We start from the raw sequence: 21,862 nt of genomic DNA on the forward strand, positions 1-21,862 counted from the left end.
CAGCGCAAATACATAACGACTCAAAATCCCTTCCTTGATTTCATTGCACATCTCTCAGCATGAGGCATAATGTGGGCAACAAGGAAGGTAACAAATGGCATCCACCCCCGTCGATTTACCGCTTCACCAACTCAGCGAAAAAGAGTACAAACGTCGCATCCGTGCCTGGGCCATGTACGATTGGGCCAATTCTGCCTTTGCGACGACGATTTTAGCGGCCGTTTTGCCTGCATATTACAGCAGTGTAGCGGGAGCCAATTTGCCCAGTGCCGCTACGGCCACCCAATATTGGAGCATTACCCTCTCCATTTCCGTTTTTATCGTTGCCATCTTGTCTCCCATTTTAGGCACTGTTTCTGACATCATGCGCGGCAAGAAGAAATTCTTGTCGGTTTTTGTAGGCCTCGGTGTGGTCGGCACGGGCCTGCTGGTGCTGGTAGACACAGGTGATTGGCTCATGGCCTCCATCTTTTTCATCATTGGGCGGATTGGCTTTGGTGCCGCCAACGTTTTTTATGATGCCCTGCTGCCCCACGTGGCCAAAGAAGAAGACCAGGACCGTGTTTCGACCTACGGCTATGCCCTCGGCTACCTGGGCGGGGGCATTTTGCTGGCGATTAACGTAGTGATGATCTTCCAACTACCTGCAAATTGGGGGGTGCGCTGGTCGTTGTTTAGCGTGGCCATCTGGTGGCTTGTCTTTTCCATCCCGATTTTCCGGCAGGTGCCGGAACCAGTGGGCGTGAGTCAGAAGCTGCTGCCTGGCACCAACCTGGTGCGGCAAAGTTTTAGCCAAATTCGCAAAACGCTGCGCGAAATTACCCAATATCGCGAACTGTTCAGATATTTGGTTGCTTTTCTGATTTACAACGACGGAATCGGCATTATCATTTCTGTGGCGGTTATTTATGGGGCAGAGCTGGGCTTTGGCACCACCGAACTGGTGCTGGCCATTTTGCTAGTGCAATTTGTAGGCATTCCCTACAGCCTGGTGTTTGGCAACTTGCCAGCTAAAAGCAATCGTCGGCAAACGGTTTACGTGGCCTTTGTGATGTTTAACATCATTGCCCTGCCGCTGGTGGGCATTGGCGGGCGGTTTATTCTGCCAAAAACGCTTACCGGCACGCCTTCCCCGGATTTTGTTGCAACGGAAACGGCCGTTGGCCAGGGTACCCACACCGCCGACAGCAACGCCTTTGCGCTGACGGGCAATTGGGACACCCAAACAGTCTCCGGGACAGAGCGGGGCGAAACGTGTGCCTGGTATGCTTTCTGGTGCGATGAGGCTGAATTGGCGGCAACCTATGTAGCAACGGATGATGTGAACGGCCGTTTCAACTTTGCCTACAACGGGCAACCGATTGAACTTACCTACAGCATTGGCCCAGACCACGGCATTTGGGCTGTGGAGTTAGATGGTGAACCGCTGCTTGATGACGCTGGCGACCCCATCCTCATTGACGCCTACCAAAACACCGTGCGCTACGACGTCACCACCGAACTGCAAGCTAATGTAGAAGGGGAACACGTTCTCTCGCTGGTAAACACAGGCCAGAGCGCACCCGGCAGCAGCGGCACCCGCTTTGCTGTGTCAGAAGTTGAAGTCTTGCCCCCGCTGCGCAGCAGCAATTTGGGCGGCATCATTGGCTTGCTGTTGGCCACGCAAGCCGTTGCCATTCTGTTTGCCTTCCTCACTGGCCCCCACCTCTTCCAGGGCATCGCTGACCGTCTGGACACCAAGCGCAGTATCATTTTGGCACTGTCTGCCTATGCCATCATTGCCATTTGGGGCTACTTCTTGAACTCTGTGGTGGAATTTTGGTTCCTGGCCTGGCTGGTGGCCATTGTGCAGGGCGGTAGCCAGGCACTCAGCCGCAGCCTGTACGCCACCATGACGCCCAAGACAATGAGCGGCGAATTTTTTGGCTTCTTCAGCATCATGTCCAAGTTTGCCTCATTCTTAAGCCCGCTTGTGTTTGTCTTGTCCGTTGCCCTGTTCGACAGCAGCCGCCCCGGCGTGGCCAGCCTCTTCATCTTCTTTGCCGTTGGGATTTTCTTGCTCTCGCGGGTGAACGTGGCGGAGGGTAAAGCAGTCGCGGATGCGAAGGATGCGGAGATTTTAGCGGCCAGTGGTCAGTAAATGGTAACTGTTCACCGATTACTGAATACCGGCTTCTCACCATTTACGGCTGCGGTCGCGCTTGCGGTCGCCGCGCTTTTTCTTTTCTGACAAGCGTTTTTCAACAGCCGCTTTGGATGGTTTGGTCTTGCGTCGTTTCTTTTTCTTTTTGAGGGCGTCGGTGAGGAGCTGTTGAAAGAGGGAAACGGCCGTATCCCGGTTCCGGTGCTGGCTACGAGAGGATTGCACATGCAGTTGCAGCATCCCCTCCTTGTCAATCCGGTTGGCCAGCCGTTTGAGCAATCGTTCCCGCACCCCGTCTGGCAAGCTGGGCGAATTGGCAACGTCAAACAGCAGCGTTACCCTGGTTGCACTCTTGTTCACATGCTGTCCGCCTGGTCCGCTACTGGTAGAGAAGCGAAAGCTCAACTCCGCCAGTGGAATCTGTATCTCAGCATTTATCGGGATCAGTCGTTCGTCGTCCATCCTCTTTAGTATAGCATGGGCAGCACCGACCGCTGCGCTATAATTTTGTTTAAGAGTGGATGGTGGTTAGTAGCTAATTGTTTTTACCAGCAACCAACCATTAACCCACCAGCAACCAGCAACTCAAACCTATGATCAAACAACCCAACTCCGACTACTGTTTTGTCTGCGGCCGTAACAACCCACACGGCCTGTACGTCACCTTTTACGACAACGGCCGTAACGAAGTCACCGCTACCCACACCATCCCCGAAGCATACCAAGGCTACCCCGGCGTGGTGCATGGCGGCATTGTGGCCGCGCTGCTGGATGAGGTGGTGGCCCGCGTAGCCATGATTGGCGATCCGCACCACTTTATGATGTCGGTGAAGCTGGAAGTAAAGTACCGCCATCCCGTGCCAACGGAGACGGAGCTTACGGCCGTTGGTCGCATCGTGAAGCTGCGCGGACGGCTGGGCAAAGCCGTAGGTGAAATTCGCCTGCCGGACGGCACCGTCGCTGCTGAAGCCGCTATGACCCTAGCCGATGTTCCTGCCGAAATTCTGGCCAGTGCCAACCTGGAAGCCCTCGGCTGGTATGTGGATAAATGAGGCTGGTGGTTAGTTTTAGAGGACCATCACAAACTAGCTACCACCCACTAGCCACTCGCATCAACTTAACACCTTTTATACGGCCATATCGCCACAGAACTTTTACAATGTGGCATCATGAATCAGGTTTACTCCAAAGAACTCCGCGCCGATACGGCCGCACTGCTTATCCCGCTCATTGCCGGGGCAACCGCTCTTGTTGCGCTGCTGGCCGCCGTTGTCGTGGTTGACTTTGCAGCCAGCTGGCATTTGTGGCTGGCGGTCGTGCTGGCAATGAGCAGTGGTCTCTTTGGCTGGCAGGCCCTAAAGAAAAATCAGCGCATTGTGGGTACTCTGGTTTTTACGGCCGTTCACCTTTTCATCTTGACCCTCATCATCCATAAGAACTGGGCACCCGGCAGCCTGCTTCCCTACCTCTTTGCCGTGCTTATTATCGCCAGCAGCATGTTTGTTCAACCCAATTTTGGCTTTGTGGTTTGGGGAGCTGCGACCTTGCTCACCGCTATCGGCATTAGCCAGCATACCGAGGGCATTGGGCAACTGCTACGACAGTTGAGTGGCCCCACCATTGTGAACTTATTTGTGGCCGGTGCCGCTTATTTTTCTGCTATGGAGTGGCAGGTGGCGGTAGAATCGGTGAGCGCGCTGCACCTCAAGGCCCAGCGGCGGCGAGATGAGCTGTTTGCTATTCAGGAAGAGCTGCGTCTGGCCAATGCCAAGCTGCACAGCACCAACGAAGAACTGGATAAAGCCCGGCGAACGGCCGTTGCTGAACGAGATTTGCGCACCCGTTTTATGTACCAGGTTAGCCATGAACTACGCACCCCCATCAATACCATCGTCAACTTTGCCCACATTTTAGGCCAGGGCGAGCTAGGGGATGTCAGTGAGCGTCAGGTCGATTACTTGGGGCGCATCGAAAAATCGGGATGGCACTCCATGAGCGTTCTCAACGACCTGCTTGATTTGGCCCAGATGAACGCTGGTGAATTTCGGCTAAAACTGGAGCTAGTAGATTTGCATTCAGTTTGCGACGAGGCGATGGCCAGCGTGCGCAGCCTGCTGCACAACCCCGAGATTGCCCTGGTGCACGACTACCCAGACGTGTGGCCCCAAGTATTGGTAGACCCCAAGCGGTTCCAGCAAGCTCTGCTCAATTTACTGGGCAACGCCGCCAAATACACCGATGAAGGCCACATTGCCCTGCGCGTCCGCGCCTACGAACAAAGTGCCACTTTTGCCGTTGAGGACACCGGTGTTGGCATTCCGGCAGCGCACCATGAGGCAGTGTTTCAAGAGTTTCGCCAACTGCATGAAACCACGACCCGCCGCCGCATTGGCACGGGGCTGGGACTGCCCATCAGCCGCCATCTCATTGAGCGGCACGGCGGCACGCTAACCCTGCACAGCGAACCGGGCAAAGGCAGTACCTTCACCATCTCCCTGCCATTGGCCAAAACTATCCAGGCAAACGGCCGTCCCCACACACCAGCCGTTGCCCAAGAACGGCCGTTTTGATACACTCCTAAACATAAATAGGTAACCGATGTCCATACCATTAGCCAACGCCACAATCATCCTTGTCGAAGATGACCCGAATGCCCAACTGGTAGCTCTGGATTTGCTGCGAATGGGCGGGGCCAACCGATGCTACTCCCGCCGCAGCGTTGATTCCGCCATTGCCTTTGCTGAAAAACTGCCCAAGGTTGACCTCTTTTTGGTAGACATCAACATGCCCAAAAAAAGCGGCTTCGATCTGCTTAGCGAAGTACGCAAGCACGAACGTTTGCAAGGGGCTTTGATTGTTGCCGTAACCGCTGGCACGCTAGAGCATGACACCGGGCGCATTCGCGAGTTTGGCTTCGATGGTTTCATTAGTAAGCCGCTACGCGCCGCCGAGTTTGCCAACCAGGTTCAGCGGGTTCTCGACGGTGAGCATCTTTGGGAAACGCGCTAATAAGCAGCTATCACATAACTGGAGTTCAAGTGAATCAGGTCGTACCGAGAAAACAGCTCTGGCAGAGTCAGCTTGCCCCATTCGCTGGCCTGCTGCTCCTTCTTTTACTACTCACGGGCTGCTTTGGCGGTGGGGATGAGGCCGCGCCAGAAGCAGTTGCGCCGGAAGCGGCCACACAACAAACAGGCACGCTAACTTGCAGCCAAACTTGCCTCAATCAAGGTCAATGTGGCGTTGCTGCCGACGGCCGTACCGTTATCCTCGCTAGCAGCAACCAACCCACCTTCCGAGACCACAACGCCATCCTGGAAAATGAAAGTGCCATTATTATTGCCGGGCAGCAAACCCTAAACATCTCCAACTTCAATGGCACGCCCGGCACATTGAACTTTTTTGCCGTACAGCCAACAGGGGGCGGCCCCACTAATTGGGTAGCCGGTAGCTGTGTCAATCTCAACCAGTAATCACAAATCATCATGAGCGATAATCTACGCATCCTCCAGGAGCTATTGGCTGCGCAACAAGCAGGGACTCCAGTTGTTTTAGCGACGGTTATCAAGGCGCGTGGTTCGGTGCCGCGGCACAGCGGTAGCAAAATGTTGGTCTATGAAGACGGCCGTATCTCTGGCAGCATTGGTGGCGGCGAGATGGAGTCACGAGTGGTGAATGAGGCACTGTTGGCTTTGCAAGACGGCCGTACCCGCGTGCTGCCCTATTCGCTGGTAGAACCGAGCCGGGGCGACCCCGGCGTTTGCGGAGGTGAAGTGGAAATTTACCTGGAACCTTACGCCCCACCTGCTACGCTGTTGGTTGTTGGCTGTGGCCACGTGGGGCAAGCCGTGGCCGAGCTAGGGCATTTTCTTGGCTACCGCGTCGTCGTGACTGATGATCGCGAAGCGTTAGCCAGCCCAGATGTGATTCCCAACGCCGACTTGCACCTGCCCGGCAGTTTTGCCGACGCCATTGCACAAAGTCCCATTAACGCCCAAACCTATATCGTCATGGTCACGCGCAACGTGCTGGTAGACCGCGAAATCGTCCCGCAAATTATTCGCTCGCCCGCCCGCTACATCGGCGTGATGGGCAGCAGCCGCCGCTGGGCAGAAACCAAACGCCTGCTGATGGAAGATGGCCTGTCGGCTGACGATTTGGCGCAAGTGCAAGCCCCCATCGGCCTGGAAATTCAGGCCGAAACGCCAGAAGAAATCGCCGTCAGCATCATGGCGGAAATTATCAAGCGACGTCGTACTTAGCAGCTACGCCGCACATCACAAAAACTTTGTCTTAAAAGGATGACGTTACACACTTGTCAAGCGTCGCCCCACCTCTTTATACTTAGCCCATGAACACTCACTTCCACGAAATTTCCCATTATGAAACCCCCACTTCGGTAACGGCCGTTTTAAAGCTACTGGCGCAATACGGCCGTCGCGCCCGCCTCGTCGCTGGTGGCACAGACCTGCTGCTAGAACTGGAGCGTGGCATCCGCCCCGATGTGGATGTTTTGATCGACATCACCCGCATTCCCGGCCTGGCAGAGATTACAGAAGGTGAAGACGGCAGCATTCATCTGGGGCCGCTGGTGACGCACAATCAAGTCGTTGCCTCACCGCTGCTAGTGCAGAAAGCATTGCCCCTGGCGCAGGCCAGCCTGGAAGTTGCTTCGCCGCAGCTGCGCAACCGGGCTACCGTCGCAGGCAATCTCATCACCGCCAGCCCCGCCAACGACACCATCACCCCGCTACGCGCGCTCAACGCCAAACTCACCCTCACCTCTGTGCGCGGCGAGCGAATTGTCTCCCTAGCTGATTTTCACACGGGCGTGCGCCAAACGGTGCTGGAACCAGACGAAATGGTCACCGACATCTTTTTTGCCCCCATGCCAGCTTCGTCGCGCGGCATTTTTGTGAAGCTAGGGCTACGCCGCGCCCAGGCAATCTCTGTGGTACACCTCGCCTTCGTGCTGGATTTTGCCGATGACGGTTCGGTAAAAAATGCAGCCATCACTCAGGGCAGCGTGGCACCCACCATCATCCACAGCCCCGGTGCAGAAGCATACCTGGCAGGCAAAACGCTGGATGAGGCGGTGATTGCGCATGCTGCCAATCTGGTTGCCGCAGCGGCAACCCCCATTGACGATGTGCGCAGCCCGGCAGAATATCGCCACGAAATGGTGCGGATTATGACCATTCGTGCCCTGTCGGCCCTGCGAGACGGCCGTGAACGCAGCCAATGGCCACCAGACCCGGTAATGCTGTGGGGGGAGACAAACGGCCGTTTCCCCACCGGCAGCCAATTCAGCCACACCCACCACCCCGATACGCCCATCACCACCACCGTAAACGGCAAAGAAGTCACGGCCACGGGCGGCAACCACAAAACGCTGCTGCGCTGGCTCCGCGAAGAAGGCACGCTCACCGGAGCGTCGCTGACAGGCAGCAAAGAAGGGTGCGGCGAAGGTGAATGTGGTGCCTGCACCGTCATTCTGGACGGCATGGCGGTGATGTCTTGCCTGGTGCCCGCGCCACGCGCCCACGGGGCCAACATTGTGACCATTGAGGGATTGGCAAACAGTGCCAATGACGCTACCTTGCACCCACTGCAACAAGCGTTTGTGGAGACTGGGGCAGTGCAATGCGGCTTCTGTATTCCTGGATTTTTAGTCGCAGGAGCCAAGTTACTAGAAGAACGGCCGTCGCCCAATCGCGAGCAGATTTTACAAGCATTTAGTGGCAATCTGTGCCGCTGCACCGGCTATTACAAGATCATAGAAGCCGTCGAGAAAGCTGCTAGCTAGCAAACGGAGGTAAACACCCATGCGCCTGGAAAAAAAACATGAAGAAGAATTAGCCAAACGCAAAGGACTCACAGGTAAAACCGTTATTCAGGTCATCTGGCTACTTTTTACTGGCACCCTGGCTTACTTTTTTGTAAATTACCTATTTTCTGAAGGGATTCTCAGACCCGGCATTTTTTACAATCAGCTATTTATCCCCCGCTCCGTACCAGAAATTGGCCTGAAGCTCATCGTTGTGTTGGGGCTGGTCATCGTGATGCAAATTGTCTTTTCTTTGGGATACATTATTGCCAGCCCGGAAGGACGCCGCCGCACGGGAGATGCCTCCATGTACTCACGCAACAAAGACCCCTTTGACGACCGTTTTGGATAATAACTCACGTTACTCAGCGTAGATTTCAAAAGTCTTACGGCCAGTCTCGCAATTTGCCAGAGAGCTATGAAACTTTTGAAATCTCTTTAATCGTATTTTTGAGAAAAATACGATCTCTCCGAGAAAAAGTATGCTTAAGTCCCAATCTGTTTACCGCGTAGATGCACCCGGCAAAGTAACGGGCGAGACCTTGTATGCCGGCGACATCACCCCAGACAATTTACTACACGGCAAGGTTTTGTTCAGCAACCAACCCCATGCTCGCATGATTTCGATGGACACAAGCGCAGCCGAAGCTGTGCCCGGCGTTATCACCATTCTTACGGCCAAAGATGTGCCGGTAAACGAGTATGGCCTCATTTTGCCAGACCAGCCGGTTTTGGTGGGGCTAGGCAGCAGCAATCCCCATGCCGATGTCAGCCGTTGGGAAGGGGATCAGGTGGCTGTGATCGTTGCTGAAAGCGAAACGGCCGCTGCCAAAGCCCGCAGCCTCATCCAAATTGAGTGGGAACCGCTGCCCATCATTAGCAGCATGGAAGAAGCCTTGCAGGATGAGGTTATCATCCAGCCGTGGCACGGCAGCAATGTGCTAAAAAAGTATCAGATTCGCAAGGGCAACATGGCTGCTGGCTGGGATGAAGCTGATATCATCCTCGAAGGCACCTATCATTTGCCCTTTCAGGAACATGCCTTTTTGCAGCCAGAAGCGGGCGTCAGCTACATCGACGAGAATGGTCGGGTTACTGTGGAAGTTGGTGGCCAATGGGCACACGAAGACCGACAGCAGGTGGCTCATTCGCTGGGTCTGCCCGAAGAAGAGGTTCGCATCATCTACCCTGCCATCGGCGGGGCATTTGGCGGCAAGGAAGATATGTCTTTGCAAATTGTGCTGGGGCTTGCTGCCAAGCGACTGCATGAGCAAGGCATCAATCGCCCAGTGCGCATTATCTGGACGCGAGAAGAGAGTATCTTTGGCCACCACAAGCGGCACCAGGCAACTGTGTACACAAAATGGGGGGCGACGAAAGAGGGAAAGATTACGGCCGTTTCTGCCACCGTTCACATGGATAGCGGCAGTTATGCCTACACCAGCACCAAAGTGCTGGGTAACTTCCACCTTATGGTCACTGGCCCTTATGAAATTCCCAATGCCCACATAGACAGCTACGCCATCACCACCAACAATGTACCAGGTGGGGCGTTCCGGGGCTTTGGCGGGCCGCAGGGTGCGTTTGCTGCCGAAACCCAAATGAACAAGTTGGCCGAGGCATTGGGCGTCAGCCCCGTTGAGATTCGCCTGAAAAACGTGCTGCGCGAAGGCAGTTTACTGACGGTGCAAACCCCGCCGCCACCAGGCATTAGCATGGCAGAAGTGGTGGAACGGTGTGCAGCAGAGGCTGGGTGGCACAGTGAGCAGAGTTCAGTAAACGGTAATCAGTTCAACAGCATTCAGTCGCTGCCGGGGAATCCCGATGCGCTGCGTAAAGGACGGGGAATTGCCTGCTCGTTTAAGAATGTGGGCTTCTCTTTTGGGTTCCCGGAGAATTGCGAAGCGACAATTGAGCTGCACGGCAAAGCCGAGATTGAACGTGTCATTTTGCGCCATGCCGGGGCAGACGTGGGACAGGGGGCCCATACGGCCTTCCGGCAGATGGCTGCCGCCGCCGTGGGCGTAGACGTAAGCCTGGTCGAGTTGGATATGTCGGACACGGCCAGTAGCGGCAACTCTGGCTCGGCCTCTGCCTCCCGGCTTACCTGGATGGCGGGCAATTCGATTCGCGGTGCAGCCGAAGCGGCCCTCACCGCCTGGACTAACGAGGATCGCCCAGCCGTCGGACACCATATTTACAGGCCACCTGGCACAGAGCCGTATGATGCTGAAACTGGCGTTTGCATGCCTAACTTCTCTTATGGCTATGTGGCCGAAGCGGTAGAGCTGACGGTAGATATCGAAACGGGCCATATTCACATTGACAAGGTAATATGCGCTAACGATGTGGGCAAGGCAATCAATCCGGTGCTCATTGAGGGGCAAATTGAGGGGGCGGTGGTGCAGGCGCATGGGTATGCGCTGATGGAAAATTTGGTAGTGGCGGACGGCCGTATCCAAAACCCCTTCCTCAGCCAATACCTCATTCCCGGCATCAAAGACGTGCCGGAAATTGTGCAGTCGGTCATTATGGAAGTGCCAGACCCCATCGGCCCGTGGGGGGCGCGGGGCATGGCCGAGATGCCGTTCTTACCGCTGGCACCTGCTATTGTTGCGGCCGTTTACGATGCCACGGGCATCTGGTTCGACGAAATCCCGCTAACGCCCGCCCGCGTGGTGGCCAAGCTGCAAGAAACTGACATTCGCAATTAGAGATTCCACAGCAATAGTCGAATACGTGTAATGGAAAGGGGGTTGTTGAGTACCTCCTTTTTATTTTGCTATTTGGGGAAGATATACACGATTGGGGGCGGTAACGGCCGTACTTTTCCAAATACAGCGTCCTTCAAAACACAGTTCTGCTACGTTTATCACCACAACAGGTTCGGGTACGGCCGTTGGCATGGCAGTGGGGGTCGGCGTAGGCGTGTTGGTTGGCGTCGGCGTGTTCGTATTTGTGGGTGTCGTTGAGAGTGTGACAACAGGTGTAGGTGTGCAAGTAGGTTTGGGACGAGGTGTACCGCTATCTGGCGCGACTTCTGATACCACACAAGTTTTATCATCTGTTGGGCGAATCGGCGGCGTGGAGGTTGGGGTGGCAGGCGCAGTTAGCGTAGAGGTGTTTGTTGGTAATACAGTTTCAGTCGCTGTAGCGGTAGACGCGTTGATTGTAACAGGAATTTCTGGTTGGGTGACAACGGCTGTATAAGTTTGCCACGTTTTGCTGTTGATCGGCAAAGTAATACGTATTGAGCTTAACAGCCGATCATTTTGAAAAAAGTTGGGTGCGGAAACCAGTTCTAAATCAGTTGGTAACGTGTCTGAAATGACAAGGCCGGGTAGATCGCGAACATTATTGCTTCTTATGGTGAATCTGTACTGAATTTCTTCACCAGGAAACACCATGCCTACAGGATTGCTTTCTTTACTAAAAAACAGCAGCGGCGTCCAATAAATTGTGTTTTGAATGAGGGGCATCTGGGTACTGTTTGTAACAATAGCACCTCCAATAACATACAGCCGACCCAATGTGGAGACAGCCGCAGCATGACCATAAAGGTACTCCAACGCATTCAACGCCTTCCACGGTTGCAAATCCCCATCAGGCAATATCTTTGTTTGATAAACATTATCTCTTGCAGAATTTTGTTTGGGATCATATTGGGTTGTGCCAGCAATATAATATAAATATTCGTCAGAGCGAACGGCCGTACCCGCATGAATGCCCGCACTACCGGGAATCACTGCTTGAGGCGTCCATTCTTCCAACCCATTTTCTCCTACATTGGCGCGATAACTAACGGCCGTTGGATCATTTTCATCGTTGGTTACTCCGCCAAAAAGATAAATAGCCTGCTCAGAAATTTTGTCATCGCTGCGCTCAAAGGCAACGGCCGAATGGCCTCTTATTGGTACTGGCAACGTCTCTTCCTGTTCCCAAACCAAATCTTCACAAGAATGATCAATCTCGGCTGAAAATACATATCGGGTTGCATCCCAACTTTGGCTGAAATAGAGGCCCCGGCGCAATCCACCCATGACATAAAGACGACCATTCAAAAAAACGGCCGCATGATATGCCATACTTTCCTCATAATCATAGGAAGTGTCAGCGTTGATTTTCCACGTCTGGTTCCTTGCCTTCCAGCTATCGAAGGTGCCGTTTTCAGCAACCTCGGCACAGTAAACTTTGTTGTTGAAGCGGGGTATTGGGCTATTGCCGGCGGGGTAGTTCAAGCCACCGATAATGAAAATCATGTTCTCGACGGCCGTTGCTGTGAATCCGTGTAGCCGTCTCGGTAAGTGTGGCAAATCACCAGTATCGCTCCACGTTCCCAACTGCCCATTTTCATCCAGCTCCACGCGGGTTACGCGACTCGTCTGCTCCAAACGCCCTGTTTGAGGGTTAAATTGCTCTCCGCCACCAATCAGAAACAAGTATTCATGCTCAGCTAGATTAACGGTAATAGCCTGCGCAGAAAGAGCAGGATACGGTGCTTCGTCCAACATCCATTGGATATGATTCTGTTGAGCATCAGGCAGTGATTGAATGAGAGGCTGAGTCACCAGTGGCAAATAAACAGTTTCACTAGAGCTGGAGCTTTGGGCATTTTGCACCAACTGGCGCAATAAAAGAAAAGTTAGCATGAGCATTAACGCAGCACAAAGCAAGCCCGCAAAAAGTCGATATACGCCCGCTGGACTTACTATTATGGATTCCGGTCTGTGCTTAACCTTAAAGCTCACAATATTCAATTACGGGCAGACACTCTCTTTTTTGACAAAGCCATCCCAAAGGTTGCTTATGGAAGCGGAGGCGGTGTTGTGGTTGGGTCTGGAGCATCTACAAATAGCGGTTTATCCTGTGAACGAATGATTTCCGTATGGACACCATTACTTGGCCCTTCCATCACAGCCACATTGATGAGATAAGTGCCAATGGGATAGTCTACATTGCTGACACTAAATTCATGTTGAAAATCCTTCGTCCAGGTGATACTAAAACGTGCTTCTGGACGCGGATCGTTTTCAGACCAAAAACGGACAGCAAAAAATTGTGTTGGTGCGAGTTGCTCGTTCCAATTCCAATGCACAACGACAGCACCACCCGGCAAAAATTCAAGATAGGTAATGATTGGTGCCGGAATTGGTGTAGCTGTGGCTGTTGGTTCCGGTAACGGCGTTGGCGACGGCTCCTTGGTTGCTGTCTCCGTTGACGTTGGTGCCTGTGTGGGTTCTGGAGATGGTGTATCGGTGGATACGGCCGTTGGTTCCGGTGTACTCTCTTCAGTGGGCATAAGGGTTGGTGTTAGTTCTGGATCATCTTTAGTGGCTGCTACCGTAGGCAGGTCCACTGTAATACTGACAGAACCCGTACCAACACAACCTTCGGCATTTATCGCTTCTAACTCAACCTCTATTTTGGATGTATCATTTGGGACGATCAAGGAGGTTGAAACGCTCTCATCGTCAAGCAGAACATCTGGCTCCGATTGCCAGCTAAAAGTCCAACCCATCGTATTTTCTTCTATTTCGGGCACAAGATAAACTTTTTCGCCAGGAACTGGAGCATCTACCTCTGCAATAGGAATGGAAAATGCGCAGGCGACAGCCTGAGACGCTGATGCTGAATTTGAGCGTGTGGTAGGTGTTGGTGAATTTGAGCCACAACCAACCATAATGATGGCGGCCATTACCAAAAATAGATACTTCGCTTTTTTTGTCATGATTTCCCCATTGTGGCTTATTCCGCTATGGCCGAAAGTGTAACAAGAACACGTTTGTCAGCGGCTGACCATCATATGACAAAGTCACAACAATTCTGTCGTTTTTAACTGATGAAGATGATAATGTGTATATGACTTCCCACCTTTCCTTCTCTTGAATTTCCCCAGCATCTGATGCCCAGGTGCTTTCTATGTTGCCATCATTGTTTATAAATTGTTGGCAAGCATTCGATAGCTCATCTGGCCCCCACTCAACAGATAGACCAAGCTCTTGCCAATTTCCAGCAATTGTTGCAGAAGTGTTTTGCGGTAAACCCAGTTTTGGCTCCCCAGGGCGATTTATGTGCAGTTCAGGCACGGCCGTTTGCACACATTCTCGTTTTTCTTCATCCGTTAGCCTGCCATTGAGAACAAAGAATACAACTGCAATAATGCTCAACAAGCCAACTGCACCCCAACCAATCAAGCTGCGGCCGGATCGTGAGTCATTGGCAGGAAGCATTGGCATAGGGCGATTTTTGTCATCAATTTCCTGGCGAATGGCAACGGCCGTTTCATGCGCAGCGACTGGTTTGAGTAACATTAACGCTCGGTCAAACTCACCCTGAGCAACGGCCTCTTGTGCTTGCTGCAAGCAAGACTCGATCTTCTCTGCTAGCTGGCCCAACAGCGCATTGACATCCAGATAATTTGGCTCAAGGGAATCTGCCTCATCCAGCAACTGCTGTGCCCTAAGCCAATCCCCCTGCCGCATCGCCACCTTGCCCTCGCCGTAAAGCTGCTCCACCTGAATTTTGCGCTGCACCTGATCTTGTAATGCTTTCTTTTCCAGTGAGTCCGAAGCCTGCGACAAGAAGTAATCCGCGTCGCGCCAACGCTCGTTGGCCATTGCCTCACGACATTGATTCAAAACAATCTCGTCCCGCTTACGCCGCTTGGCCCGGTTCAATTCGTCCGCAACGGCCTTATTATCTGGCTCAATGTTGAGTGCCTGTTTGTAAGCCTCAATTGCCGCATCCCATGCTTTTGCCTCATATTGGGTGCGTCCTGCCTGTAAAGACGAGTCAAACAGATGGCCCTGCCAAGCGGAACGCAGGGCCTGAACCAGCTCGCCAGCGCGCTCAAACCGCATTTCTGGGCGTTTGGCTAACGCTTTGGCAAATATCGCCTCAAACTGCGGTGGCAGTTCTGCCGCCAATGATGTGATGGGTGGCGGCGGTTCCTTTGCCACTGCCTGCTCTAGCTCCAGCAAGTTTGTGTGGGCAAACGGCCGTTGCCCAGTCAGCAACTCATACAACAACATGCCAAACTGATAGACATCTGTTTGCGGAAGCAATGGCTCTCTGGCCCACTGCTCTGGGGCCATCGAGGGCAAAAATCCCAACGGAGCCTTTTCGTCCATCATGAAAGTTGTCAGCTCAGCAACGGCCGTCATGTGAAAATCCGTCAGCAAGCAACCATTGTTCGGCGCAATAAGCACGTTCCCCATATTGATGTCGCCATGCACCTGCTCATTGTCATGCAGTGCGTCCAGCCCATCTGCCAAACTTTCGGCAATCTCACAAACCTGATTCACGGACAGCTTGCCTTCTTTGCGAAAACGACTGCGCAGCGAAGCACCATCCACAAATTTCATAGCGACAAACGGTTTTTCCTTGTGCAACCCTGCCTCGTATACTGGCACAATGGCTGAATGAGTAGGCAAGCGTAATAGCTGCGCCCGATGCTGAAAAAACTCTTGCTGGTATCGATGATTGGCAATTAACGGCCGCTTCAATACCTTTAGAGCGACCAACTGCTCATCAATTAAGTCTTGTGCCTGATACACAACTGCAAAACGGCCGTGTTGCAGCTCCTCCTTAATCTCATAACGGCGTTTAATCATTTTGGGGCGCAGTAAATTTGCTATGTCGTCCGCCAACTCCAGCACCGTTTTGTACCGCTCGGCCGGTGCTTTGGCCATCGCTTTTTCCAAAATAGGCTGAATTTTGGGCGGCAGATCCGAATTGTGATCACAAATATTGGGGATACGGCCGTGCATATGCTGTTCAGCCATTACCAGAGGATTGGGATCAGGGAACGGTAGCTCACCCGTGAGCATCTCAAAAAGGGTTACGCCAAGCTGGTAAATGTCGGTGTGTGGTCCCACCGCCTCCTCACGCCACTGTTCTGGTGCCATATAAAATGGGGAACCGCCAAATGATTGTGGCAAATGGCCCGTTTCGATTTTCTCTAACGGTGCCGCCAGACCAAAATCAGCCAGAAAAACCGTCCCCTCTTCATCCAGCAAAATATTGGCAGGCTTAATATCCCGATGCACAATCGCTTCACTGTGGGCACGGTTGAGTGCCACTGCCAGCCGATTCAAAATGAGGCTGGCCTCTGGTAGCGGAATCGGCCCTTCTCGCTCCAGGCGTTTGTTCAACACATCTGGCATCAGGCGCATCACCAAATATAAATTATTGGTGCTTTCATCCTGGCCAAAATCGTACACGGGCAAGATAGCGCGATGTTCCAGGCCAGCAATGGTTTGCGCTTCGTTTAGAAAACGTGCCTGGAATTTGGGATCTTCTGAAAAATGCTTCAGAATAATTTTTAGGGCAACCTGTCGGTCTAGCTCTGGGTCTTTTGCTGCATAGACTTCAGCCATTCCCCCCTGGCCTATCAGGTATTCAATCTTATATCGGCCAAATGTCTGCAATGTCATAAAATGCTCTTCGGATGTTTGGTTATGTCAATCTAACCGTATTTAACAAGCTGGAAACGGAACAACAACGCTTTCTTGAAACGGCCGTTCCAAACCCAAAACAGCCCATCAGCATAGCATCCCTATAATTTCGTATTCAATTTGGCCACTACAGTTAAATTTTGTACCGATACGAGCGCAACTAATCGGCATTATACAGAACTCTGGTCCGCAAAGTAAAGTCACAAATCACATAATTCCAGGCAAATCTGCTAATTTTGGCGATGGCTTGCCCCCCAAGTTGTACCTCAGGTAAGATCAGGCCATGCTATTTCCAAACCATCTTGTTATTCTGCGCGGTGGCGGCGACCTAGCCACAGGCGTTGCCTATCGGCTGCACCACGCCGGGTTTCCCATTATTGTTTTGGAGTTGGAACAGCCGTTGGTCATACGTAGAAAAGTGGCAGTGGCAACGGCCGTACTCGAAGGCCGCATTCAAATCGAAACCCTCCATGCCCAACACGCTGAGTCAGTTAAACAAGCTCTCGCTCTTGCCCAATCCGGCGCGATTCCTGTATTGGTAGCTCCAGAGTTGTCGGTAATCGGTAATCAGCTATCGGTAATCGGTGACAGAACACCGATCCTGATTGATGCTCGCGTGGCCAAACGCAATATTGATACAAATATGAACCAGGCTGGTTTGGTTATCGCGCTTGGCCCTGGCTTCACGGCTGGGGTGGATTGCCACGCTGTCATCGAGACAATGCGCGGGCATCGACTGGGGCGCGTCATTTGGGAAGGGAGCGCACTGCCAAATACCGGCACGCCCGGCATTGTGGCCGGCAAGGGAGCCGAGCGCGTGCTGCGCGCGCCAGCGACGGGACAGGTGAAATGGAAGTTGGAAATTGGCACTTTGGTTCGGGAGAGAGAGCTAATTGGGGATGTAGCTGGATCGCCAATCGTTGCACCATTTGACGGGGTGCTGCGCGGCTTGATTGCCCCTGGCACAACGGTACGCACTGGCCTCAAAATCGGCGATTTGGATGCACGTTCAGACGTTTCTGCTTGCTTCACCATTTCCGACAAAGCATTAGCCATTGGCGGTGGCGTGCTAGAAGCGGTTCTGACCCACCTGAACAAACAGTCATGATCCGCTACGACCTTCCCACCGCATTTAACCTGCGGCCACAAAATGAGATGATTGCGTTTGTGGGCGGTGGTGGCAAAACGAGTTTGCTATTTGCCCTCGGGGCTGCCCTACCTGGCCGACGCATCCTTACGACCACCACCCGTATCTTTGCTGCCCAGATGAGCCGAGCCGAAGAGCTTATTTTTGCCACAGAGGACACAGAGGGCAATGAGAAGAAGATTGGCGAGGCGTTGGATCGGCAGGGGATTTGCTTGGTGGTCGGTGAGGTGAAAGGCGAAAAAGCAGTAGGTGTGCCGCCCATAATGGCCGATGGCTGGCTGGCGCGGCCAGATGTGGATTATGTACTGGTGGAGGCAGATGGCTCGCGGATGCGCCCGATTAAAGCACCAGCAGCGCATGAGCCGGTGATTCCGCAGCAAACAGGGCTGGTGGTGCCTGTGGTAGGGATCGATGCCCTAGACGGCCGTTTCTCCCAAGTCACACACAGGCCAGAGATTGCAGAAAATCTGCTTCAGTATTCAGTAATCGGTAATCAGTTATCAGTAAATGATGTAGCGCGGCTGATTGGGCATCCGCAGGGGGGGCTGAAGAGCGTGCCAGATGGGGCGCGGGTTGTGCCGTTCATCAACAAGGTGGAAACGGCCGCACAGCTCACCGCCGCCCGCCAAATTGCCCATCATTTGCTGCAAACGCCTCGCATCGAGCGCGTTATCATCGGTGCAGTGAACTCTGAACAGCCTGTACGAGAGGTGCACCAGCGGGTAACGGCCGTTATTCTGGCGGCCGGGGAAGGCAAACGAATGGGGCAGCAAGCTAAACAGTTGCTGCCATGGGGCAATACAACCGTCTTGGGGCAGACAATTGCGAACGTGAAGCAAACGGCCGTTCACGATCATCTCGTCATCACCGGGCATGAGGCAGAGGCAGTACGCCAAATTTCGGCGGAAGCGAAGATCAAAACTTTACATAATTCCGATTATGCCGCTGGGGAAATGCTTTCTTCTTTGCAAACGGCCGTTCACGCCCTGGATGAATCCGTAACGGCCGTTCTGGTGGTTCTGGCAGACCAGCCGATGGTTGAAGCGACAACGATGGATTTGCTGCTAGAAGCATATTGGCAAGGGCACGGCGACCTCATCGCACCCATCTTTGAGGGCAAGCGCGGCAATCCGGTGCTGATTGGCCGTCGCTACTTTGCAGAACTGCTGACGTTACCCTCAGGTAAGGCTCCCCGCACCCTGCTGCGCCGCCACGCCGATCAACTGCATCTGGTCGAAGTCTCTACTGACGACATCCTGCGCGATTTGGACAGCCCGGAACAGTATGCAGCAGAACGGCCGTCTCGCTAAAACTTAAAAAAGCCACAGAGGACACAGAAATTACGAGGAAGCGGGTTCATTAAATCATCGCTTGGCTAATCGTTTTTGCAGACTGTCTACCGTCACCTGGTCCCCAATTTGGCGGAAGATGGCCAGACTTTTTTGGTAATGGGCTTCCGCTGCGGGCAGGTTTTGGCTGGCAACGGCCGTATCTCCCAAATAAAGATGGCACAGTCCCTGCCCCCGCGCATCTTCCATCTCTTGGCGAATCGCTAGGCTCTCTTCATAGCGTGCCTGCGCCGCATCGTAATCGCCCAGCGCATAGGCTACGCGCCCCAAATTGACCAGTGAAAAGCCCATGCTCCACCGATTGCCTAACTGTTCTTCCAAACCCAAGCTGGTTTGTGAATGGGTCAACGCCACCTCGTACCGCGCCTGCAGGTAAGCAATCTGGCTCAAAATATTGTTGCTGATCGCCTGGCTATAGGTGAGGCCGTGCTGTTCACCGATATTCAATGCTTCCCGGCAGCTAGCCCAGCCCGCTTCATAGTTGTCCTGCACATATTGCACCACTGCCAGATAGTTCAGCGCATAGCTTAACGCCGCTGGCTCGCCATCCTCACGCAGCGCGTCAATGCTCTCTTGCAATAATCGCTCGGCTCGGCTGCGGTCGCCCAGCAAAAAGGCAAACCAGCCCTGCCGCGCCTTCAGCTTGCCCAAAATAGCCTTGGGTGCCTGTGCCGCCAGCTCGGTAACCGCCTGGGTAAACAATGCCAGCCCCTCGCGGAACCAGCTACGCATGTATAAAAAGAGGGAAAGCACGGCCGTTGCTTGATCCACAGCAGCAACATCACCCTGGGAAATGGCCAACCGCCACGCCTGCCGCACATTGTCCATCTCCTGGCTGACGATGGCCAACGCTTGCTGCTGGTTGCCGCCCTGCAAATCAGCTTCCTGAGCGGCGACCAGGTTGAGGTAGTAACGGCCGTATCTCCCTTGCAAAGCCACCAATTCTGCCCCGTCCGGCAGATGTTCCGCCGCAAATTGGCGCACCACCATCAACATCTCGTAGCGCGAAGCGGTGGCACGGTGGTTTTCAGCCACCCGCCGCCGCAAAAACGATTTATCCAGCAAGGCAGAAAGCTGCGGCAATTTGGCTTGTGCCACCTCTGCCGCCGCCTTGCGGTTAAACCCGCCTTGAAAAACAGACAGTCGGGCCAACGTTTGCTGTTCGTCTGGCGTCAGCAGTTGCCAGGAGTAGTCGAACACGGCACGCAGGCTGTGGTGCCGGGCGGGCTGGGCTACATTGCTGCTGCCAAAGCTGTCCAGATTTTGGTGCAACTCTGCCAAAATTTCCGGGCAAGAAAGCAGCCGTACCCATGCAGCCGCCAGTTCAATTGCTAGCGGCAACCCCTCCAAAAGCTGACAAATTTCAGCAACGGCCGTTTCCGACCAATCCCCTATTTCAGTGAGGGCAAACCGAGCTTCCACCTGCTGCGCCCGCTGCACAAACAGAGCCATCGCGGGACTGGGGTCTGCATTGGCAGTTTGTGTGGGCAGGCCAGCCAGCGGCAGCACCCACTCATCAGCCAAATTCAGCCGCTCACGCGACGTAACCAAAATATTCAGGCCAGGCACTTGCTGATGCAGTTGCAAAATGAACTGCCGCCCCGCCGCCATGAGATGTTCTAGATTGTCCAGCAGCAGCAACATCCTCTTGTTTTTCAGATAATTCAGCAGCTGCGCCTGCGGATCGGCCGAACCTGCAAAGGTAAAGCCAATTGCCTCGGCAACGGCCGTTACCAGCGGATTAAACTCACCAGAATCAACCAGGGCCACGTCTGCCAATGGCACAAAAAAGACGCCGTGCAAAAATGGCCCCAGGTGCGCAGTCGCCGCCTGCCAGCCAGCCGTTAAGGCCAGGCTGGTCTTACCAATGCCGCCCGGCCCCACAATCGTGTGCAGTCGCTGGGCTGGATTGGCCAGTTGGGCACTGAGCTGAGCCAGCTCTTCAGCCCGACCCACCAAATTTTGTGATTGCGGCGGCAACCGGTACGGCCGTTCCGCTGTAGCTTCCCGAATTTGTTCTGCCAATGCGGCCGTTTCTGGCAGTGGATCCACCCCCAACTCATCCTGCAGCGTTTGGCAAAAGGCATCATAGCTCATCAAAGCCCCGTTGCGGTCGCCTAGCAACGCCAGCGCATACATCAGTTGCTGCTGGGCTGGCTCGCGCCACGGTTCAATGGCCAACTGCTGCCGCGCAAATCGTGCCGCCAACTCATACTCGCCACGTCGCTCATGGTATTGCGTCAGGTCGTCCAGCACAGCCAGCGCGTCTGCCTGAAATTGCTGCCGATACCCCAGCAGCCATTCGTCAAAGACTGCACTGTCTTCCAAGAAGAAGCCTGCCAAAAACGACCCTTTGTAATGAGAAACGGCCGTTGCCGCCAAATCCATGCAGTTATCACACCCACTATCTCGGCTGCCCCGATGCGCCTCACAACCAGCTAGCCCCGCTTGAAATTGCAGCACATCGAGCGCGTAGCTGCTGGCCTGGTTGAACTGCGTGGATTCGCGGCTGGTGTGCAAAAAGGGTGGCTCCGCTTTGGCATCGCTAATGGCGCGGCGCAGGCGGGTGAGGGTTTGGCGTAGGTTAGTGCGGGCGGCCTCGTCGGGCATCTGTGGGAAGAGCAGACCAATGAGCAGTTCGCGGCGGTGGGGACGATGTGCTTCCATCGCCAAAAAGATAAGCAATGCTTCAATCCGCTTGGCGCGTGATTCAGAGATCGGTTGGTCGTCCACTGCTGCGTGAAAGCCGCCAAAAAAGTTGAGGGTCAAGTGCATGGTTGCAGGGTGTCCTTTGCACAAATCTTTCAGTTGATATCGGGGATTGGCTGCATTTTAGCTGATGGGTTGGATTGTGTCACGTTTGTGTCACGGAACGGCCGTATCCTGCCAAGCAGATAACGGAGCAAGCAAGACTTTTGAAGTTTTACTCTCTAAAAAATG

Annotated in this window: 16 protein-coding genes; 11 read left to right on the forward strand and 5 right to left on the reverse strand. The window is 53.8% G+C overall.

Going from position 1 to position 21,862, the window contains the following annotated elements; all coding sequences use genetic code 11:
* Positions 1–94 precede the first annotated feature (94 nt).
* Complete coding sequence (locus ACOQPU_RS14070; protein WP_420645727.1) at positions 95–2,140, forward strand: MFS transporter; 2,046 nt, start codon at positions 95–97, stop codon at positions 2,138–2,140.
* A 36-nt stretch (positions 2,141–2,176) separates the two neighbouring features.
* On the opposite strand, the gene arfB is transcribed toward ACOQPU_RS14070, so the two are convergent.
* Complete coding sequence (gene arfB / locus ACOQPU_RS14075; RefSeq protein ID WP_420645728.1) at positions 2,177–2,605, reverse strand: alternative ribosome rescue aminoacyl-tRNA hydrolase ArfB; 429 nt, start codon at positions 2,603–2,605, stop codon at positions 2,177–2,179.
* Between the two features lie 131 nt (positions 2,606–2,736).
* Between arfB and ACOQPU_RS14080 the strand changes: the two genes are divergently transcribed.
* The 8 genes from ACOQPU_RS14080 (at position 2,737) to ACOQPU_RS14115 (ending at position 10,684) form a co-directional block, all read left to right on the forward strand.
* On the forward strand, positions 2,737–3,195 hold the full coding sequence (locus ACOQPU_RS14080; RefSeq protein WP_420645729.1) for a PaaI family thioesterase: 459 nt from the start codon (positions 2,737–2,739) through the stop codon (positions 3,193–3,195).
* A 117-nt stretch (positions 3,196–3,312) separates the two neighbouring features.
* Positions 3,313–4,713, forward strand: coding sequence for a sensor histidine kinase (locus tag ACOQPU_RS14085; RefSeq protein WP_420645730.1), 1,401 nt, complete (start codon positions 3,313–3,315; stop codon positions 4,711–4,713).
* Positions 4,714–4,741: 28 nt separating this feature from the next.
* Positions 4,742–5,152 carry a response regulator gene (locus tag ACOQPU_RS14090; protein WP_420645731.1) on the forward strand — a complete coding sequence of 137 codons (411 nt, stop codon included), beginning with the start codon at positions 4,742–4,744 and terminating at the stop codon, positions 5,150–5,152.
* Positions 5,153–5,181: 29 nt separating this feature from the next.
* A complete protein-coding gene (locus ACOQPU_RS14095; RefSeq protein WP_420645732.1) occupies positions 5,182–5,616 on the forward strand; it encodes a hypothetical protein in 435 nt (144 codons plus the stop codon).
* Positions 5,617–5,628: 12 nt separating this feature from the next.
* Complete coding sequence (locus tag ACOQPU_RS14100; protein WP_420645733.1) at positions 5,629–6,405, forward strand: XdhC family protein; 777 nt, start codon at positions 5,629–5,631, stop codon at positions 6,403–6,405.
* Between the two features lie 89 nt (positions 6,406–6,494).
* A complete protein-coding gene (locus ACOQPU_RS14105; protein WP_420645734.1) occupies positions 6,495–7,949 on the forward strand; it encodes an FAD binding domain-containing protein in 1,455 nt (484 codons plus the stop codon).
* Positions 7,950–7,968: 19 nt separating this feature from the next.
* Positions 7,969–8,322, forward strand: a complete 354-nt coding sequence (locus ACOQPU_RS14110) for a hypothetical protein (protein ID WP_420645735.1) — start codon at positions 7,969–7,971, stop codon at positions 8,320–8,322.
* Between the two features lie 130 nt (positions 8,323–8,452).
* Positions 8,453–10,684 (forward strand): xanthine dehydrogenase family protein molybdopterin-binding subunit, encoded by a 2,232-nt coding sequence (locus tag ACOQPU_RS14115; protein WP_420645736.1) that lies wholly within the window; start codon positions 8,453–8,455, stop codon positions 10,682–10,684.
* Between the two features lie 60 nt (positions 10,685–10,744).
* Here the strand turns inward: ACOQPU_RS14115 and ACOQPU_RS14120 are convergent, their stop codons facing one another.
* From ACOQPU_RS14120 to ACOQPU_RS14130, 3 genes are all read right to left on the reverse strand, one after another.
* A complete protein-coding gene (locus ACOQPU_RS14120; RefSeq protein ID WP_420645737.1) occupies positions 10,745–12,619 on the reverse strand; it encodes a hypothetical protein in 1,875 nt (624 codons plus the stop codon).
* Positions 12,620–12,774: 155 nt separating this feature from the next.
* Positions 12,775–13,698 (reverse strand): hypothetical protein, encoded by a 924-nt coding sequence (locus ACOQPU_RS14125; protein ID WP_420645738.1) that lies wholly within the window; start codon positions 13,696–13,698, stop codon positions 12,775–12,777.
* Positions 13,699–13,723: 25 nt separating this feature from the next.
* Complete coding sequence (locus ACOQPU_RS14130; RefSeq protein WP_420645739.1) at positions 13,724–16,405, reverse strand: protein kinase domain-containing protein; 2,682 nt, start codon at positions 16,403–16,405, stop codon at positions 13,724–13,726.
* Positions 16,406–16,709: 304 nt separating this feature from the next.
* On the opposite strand from ACOQPU_RS14130, the gene yqeB reads away from it, so the two are divergent.
* Positions 16,710–17,534 carry a selenium-dependent molybdenum cofactor biosynthesis protein YqeB gene (gene yqeB, locus ACOQPU_RS14135; protein ID WP_420645740.1) on the forward strand — a complete coding sequence of 275 codons (825 nt, stop codon included), beginning with the start codon at positions 16,710–16,712 and terminating at the stop codon, positions 17,532–17,534.
* Positions 17,531–18,883, forward strand: a complete 1,353-nt coding sequence (yqeC, locus tag ACOQPU_RS14140) for a selenium cofactor biosynthesis protein YqeC (RefSeq protein WP_420645741.1) — start codon at positions 17,531–17,533, stop codon at positions 18,881–18,883. The genes yqeB and yqeC overlap by 4 nt, the downstream gene beginning before the upstream one ends.
* 54 nt (positions 18,884–18,937) lie before the next feature.
* Here the strand turns inward: yqeC and ACOQPU_RS14145 are convergent, their stop codons facing one another.
* Positions 18,938–21,697, reverse strand: coding sequence for an AfsR/SARP family transcriptional regulator (locus ACOQPU_RS14145; protein WP_420645742.1), 2,760 nt, complete (start codon positions 21,695–21,697; stop codon positions 18,938–18,940).
* Positions 21,698–21,862 lie beyond the last annotated feature (165 nt).

Source organism: Candidatus Leptofilum sp. (assembly GCF_965223285.1).
Taxonomy (GTDB): Bacteria; Chloroflexota; Anaerolineae; order Promineifilales; family Promineifilaceae; genus Leptofilum.

What these genes read in the sequence shown, in the direction of transcription:
- ACOQPU_RS14070 (WP_420645727.1), top strand. Translation starts at nt 95, where the DNA reads ATGGCATCCACCCCCGTCGATTTACCGCTTCACCAACTCAGCGAAAAA.
- arfB (WP_420645728.1), bottom strand. Translation starts at nt 2,605, where the DNA reads ATGGACGACGAACGACTGATCCCGATAAATGCTGAGATACAGATTCCA.
- ACOQPU_RS14080 (WP_420645729.1), top strand. Translation starts at nt 2,737, where the DNA reads ATGATCAAACAACCCAACTCCGACTACTGTTTTGTCTGCGGCCGTAAC.
- ACOQPU_RS14085 (WP_420645730.1), top strand. Translation starts at nt 3,313, where the DNA reads ATGAATCAGGTTTACTCCAAAGAACTCCGCGCCGATACGGCCGCACTG.
- ACOQPU_RS14090 (WP_420645731.1), top strand. Translation starts at nt 4,742, where the DNA reads ATGTCCATACCATTAGCCAACGCCACAATCATCCTTGTCGAAGATGAC.
- ACOQPU_RS14100 (WP_420645733.1), top strand. Translation starts at nt 5,629, where the DNA reads ATGAGCGATAATCTACGCATCCTCCAGGAGCTATTGGCTGCGCAACAA.
- ACOQPU_RS14105 (WP_420645734.1), top strand. Translation starts at nt 6,495, where the DNA reads ATGAACACTCACTTCCACGAAATTTCCCATTATGAAACCCCCACTTCG.
- ACOQPU_RS14110 (WP_420645735.1), top strand. Translation starts at nt 7,969, where the DNA reads ATGCGCCTGGAAAAAAAACATGAAGAAGAATTAGCCAAACGCAAAGGA.
- ACOQPU_RS14115 (WP_420645736.1), top strand. Translation starts at nt 8,453, where the DNA reads ATGCTTAAGTCCCAATCTGTTTACCGCGTAGATGCACCCGGCAAAGTA.
- ACOQPU_RS14120 (WP_420645737.1), bottom strand. Translation starts at nt 12,619, where the DNA reads ATGCTAACTTTTCTTTTATTGCGCCAGTTGGTGCAAAATGCCCAAAGC.
- ACOQPU_RS14125 (WP_420645738.1), bottom strand. Translation starts at nt 13,698, where the DNA reads ATGACAAAAAAAGCGAAGTATCTATTTTTGGTAATGGCCGCCATCATT.
- ACOQPU_RS14130 (WP_420645739.1), bottom strand. Translation starts at nt 16,405, where the DNA reads ATGACATTGCAGACATTTGGCCGATATAAGATTGAATACCTGATAGGC.
- yqeB (WP_420645740.1), top strand. Translation starts at nt 16,710, where the DNA reads ATGCTATTTCCAAACCATCTTGTTATTCTGCGCGGTGGCGGCGACCTA.
- yqeC (WP_420645741.1), top strand. Translation starts at nt 17,531, where the DNA reads ATGATCCGCTACGACCTTCCCACCGCATTTAACCTGCGGCCACAAAAT.
- ACOQPU_RS14145 (WP_420645742.1), bottom strand. Translation starts at nt 21,697, where the DNA reads ATGCACTTGACCCTCAACTTTTTTGGCGGCTTTCACGCAGCAGTGGAC.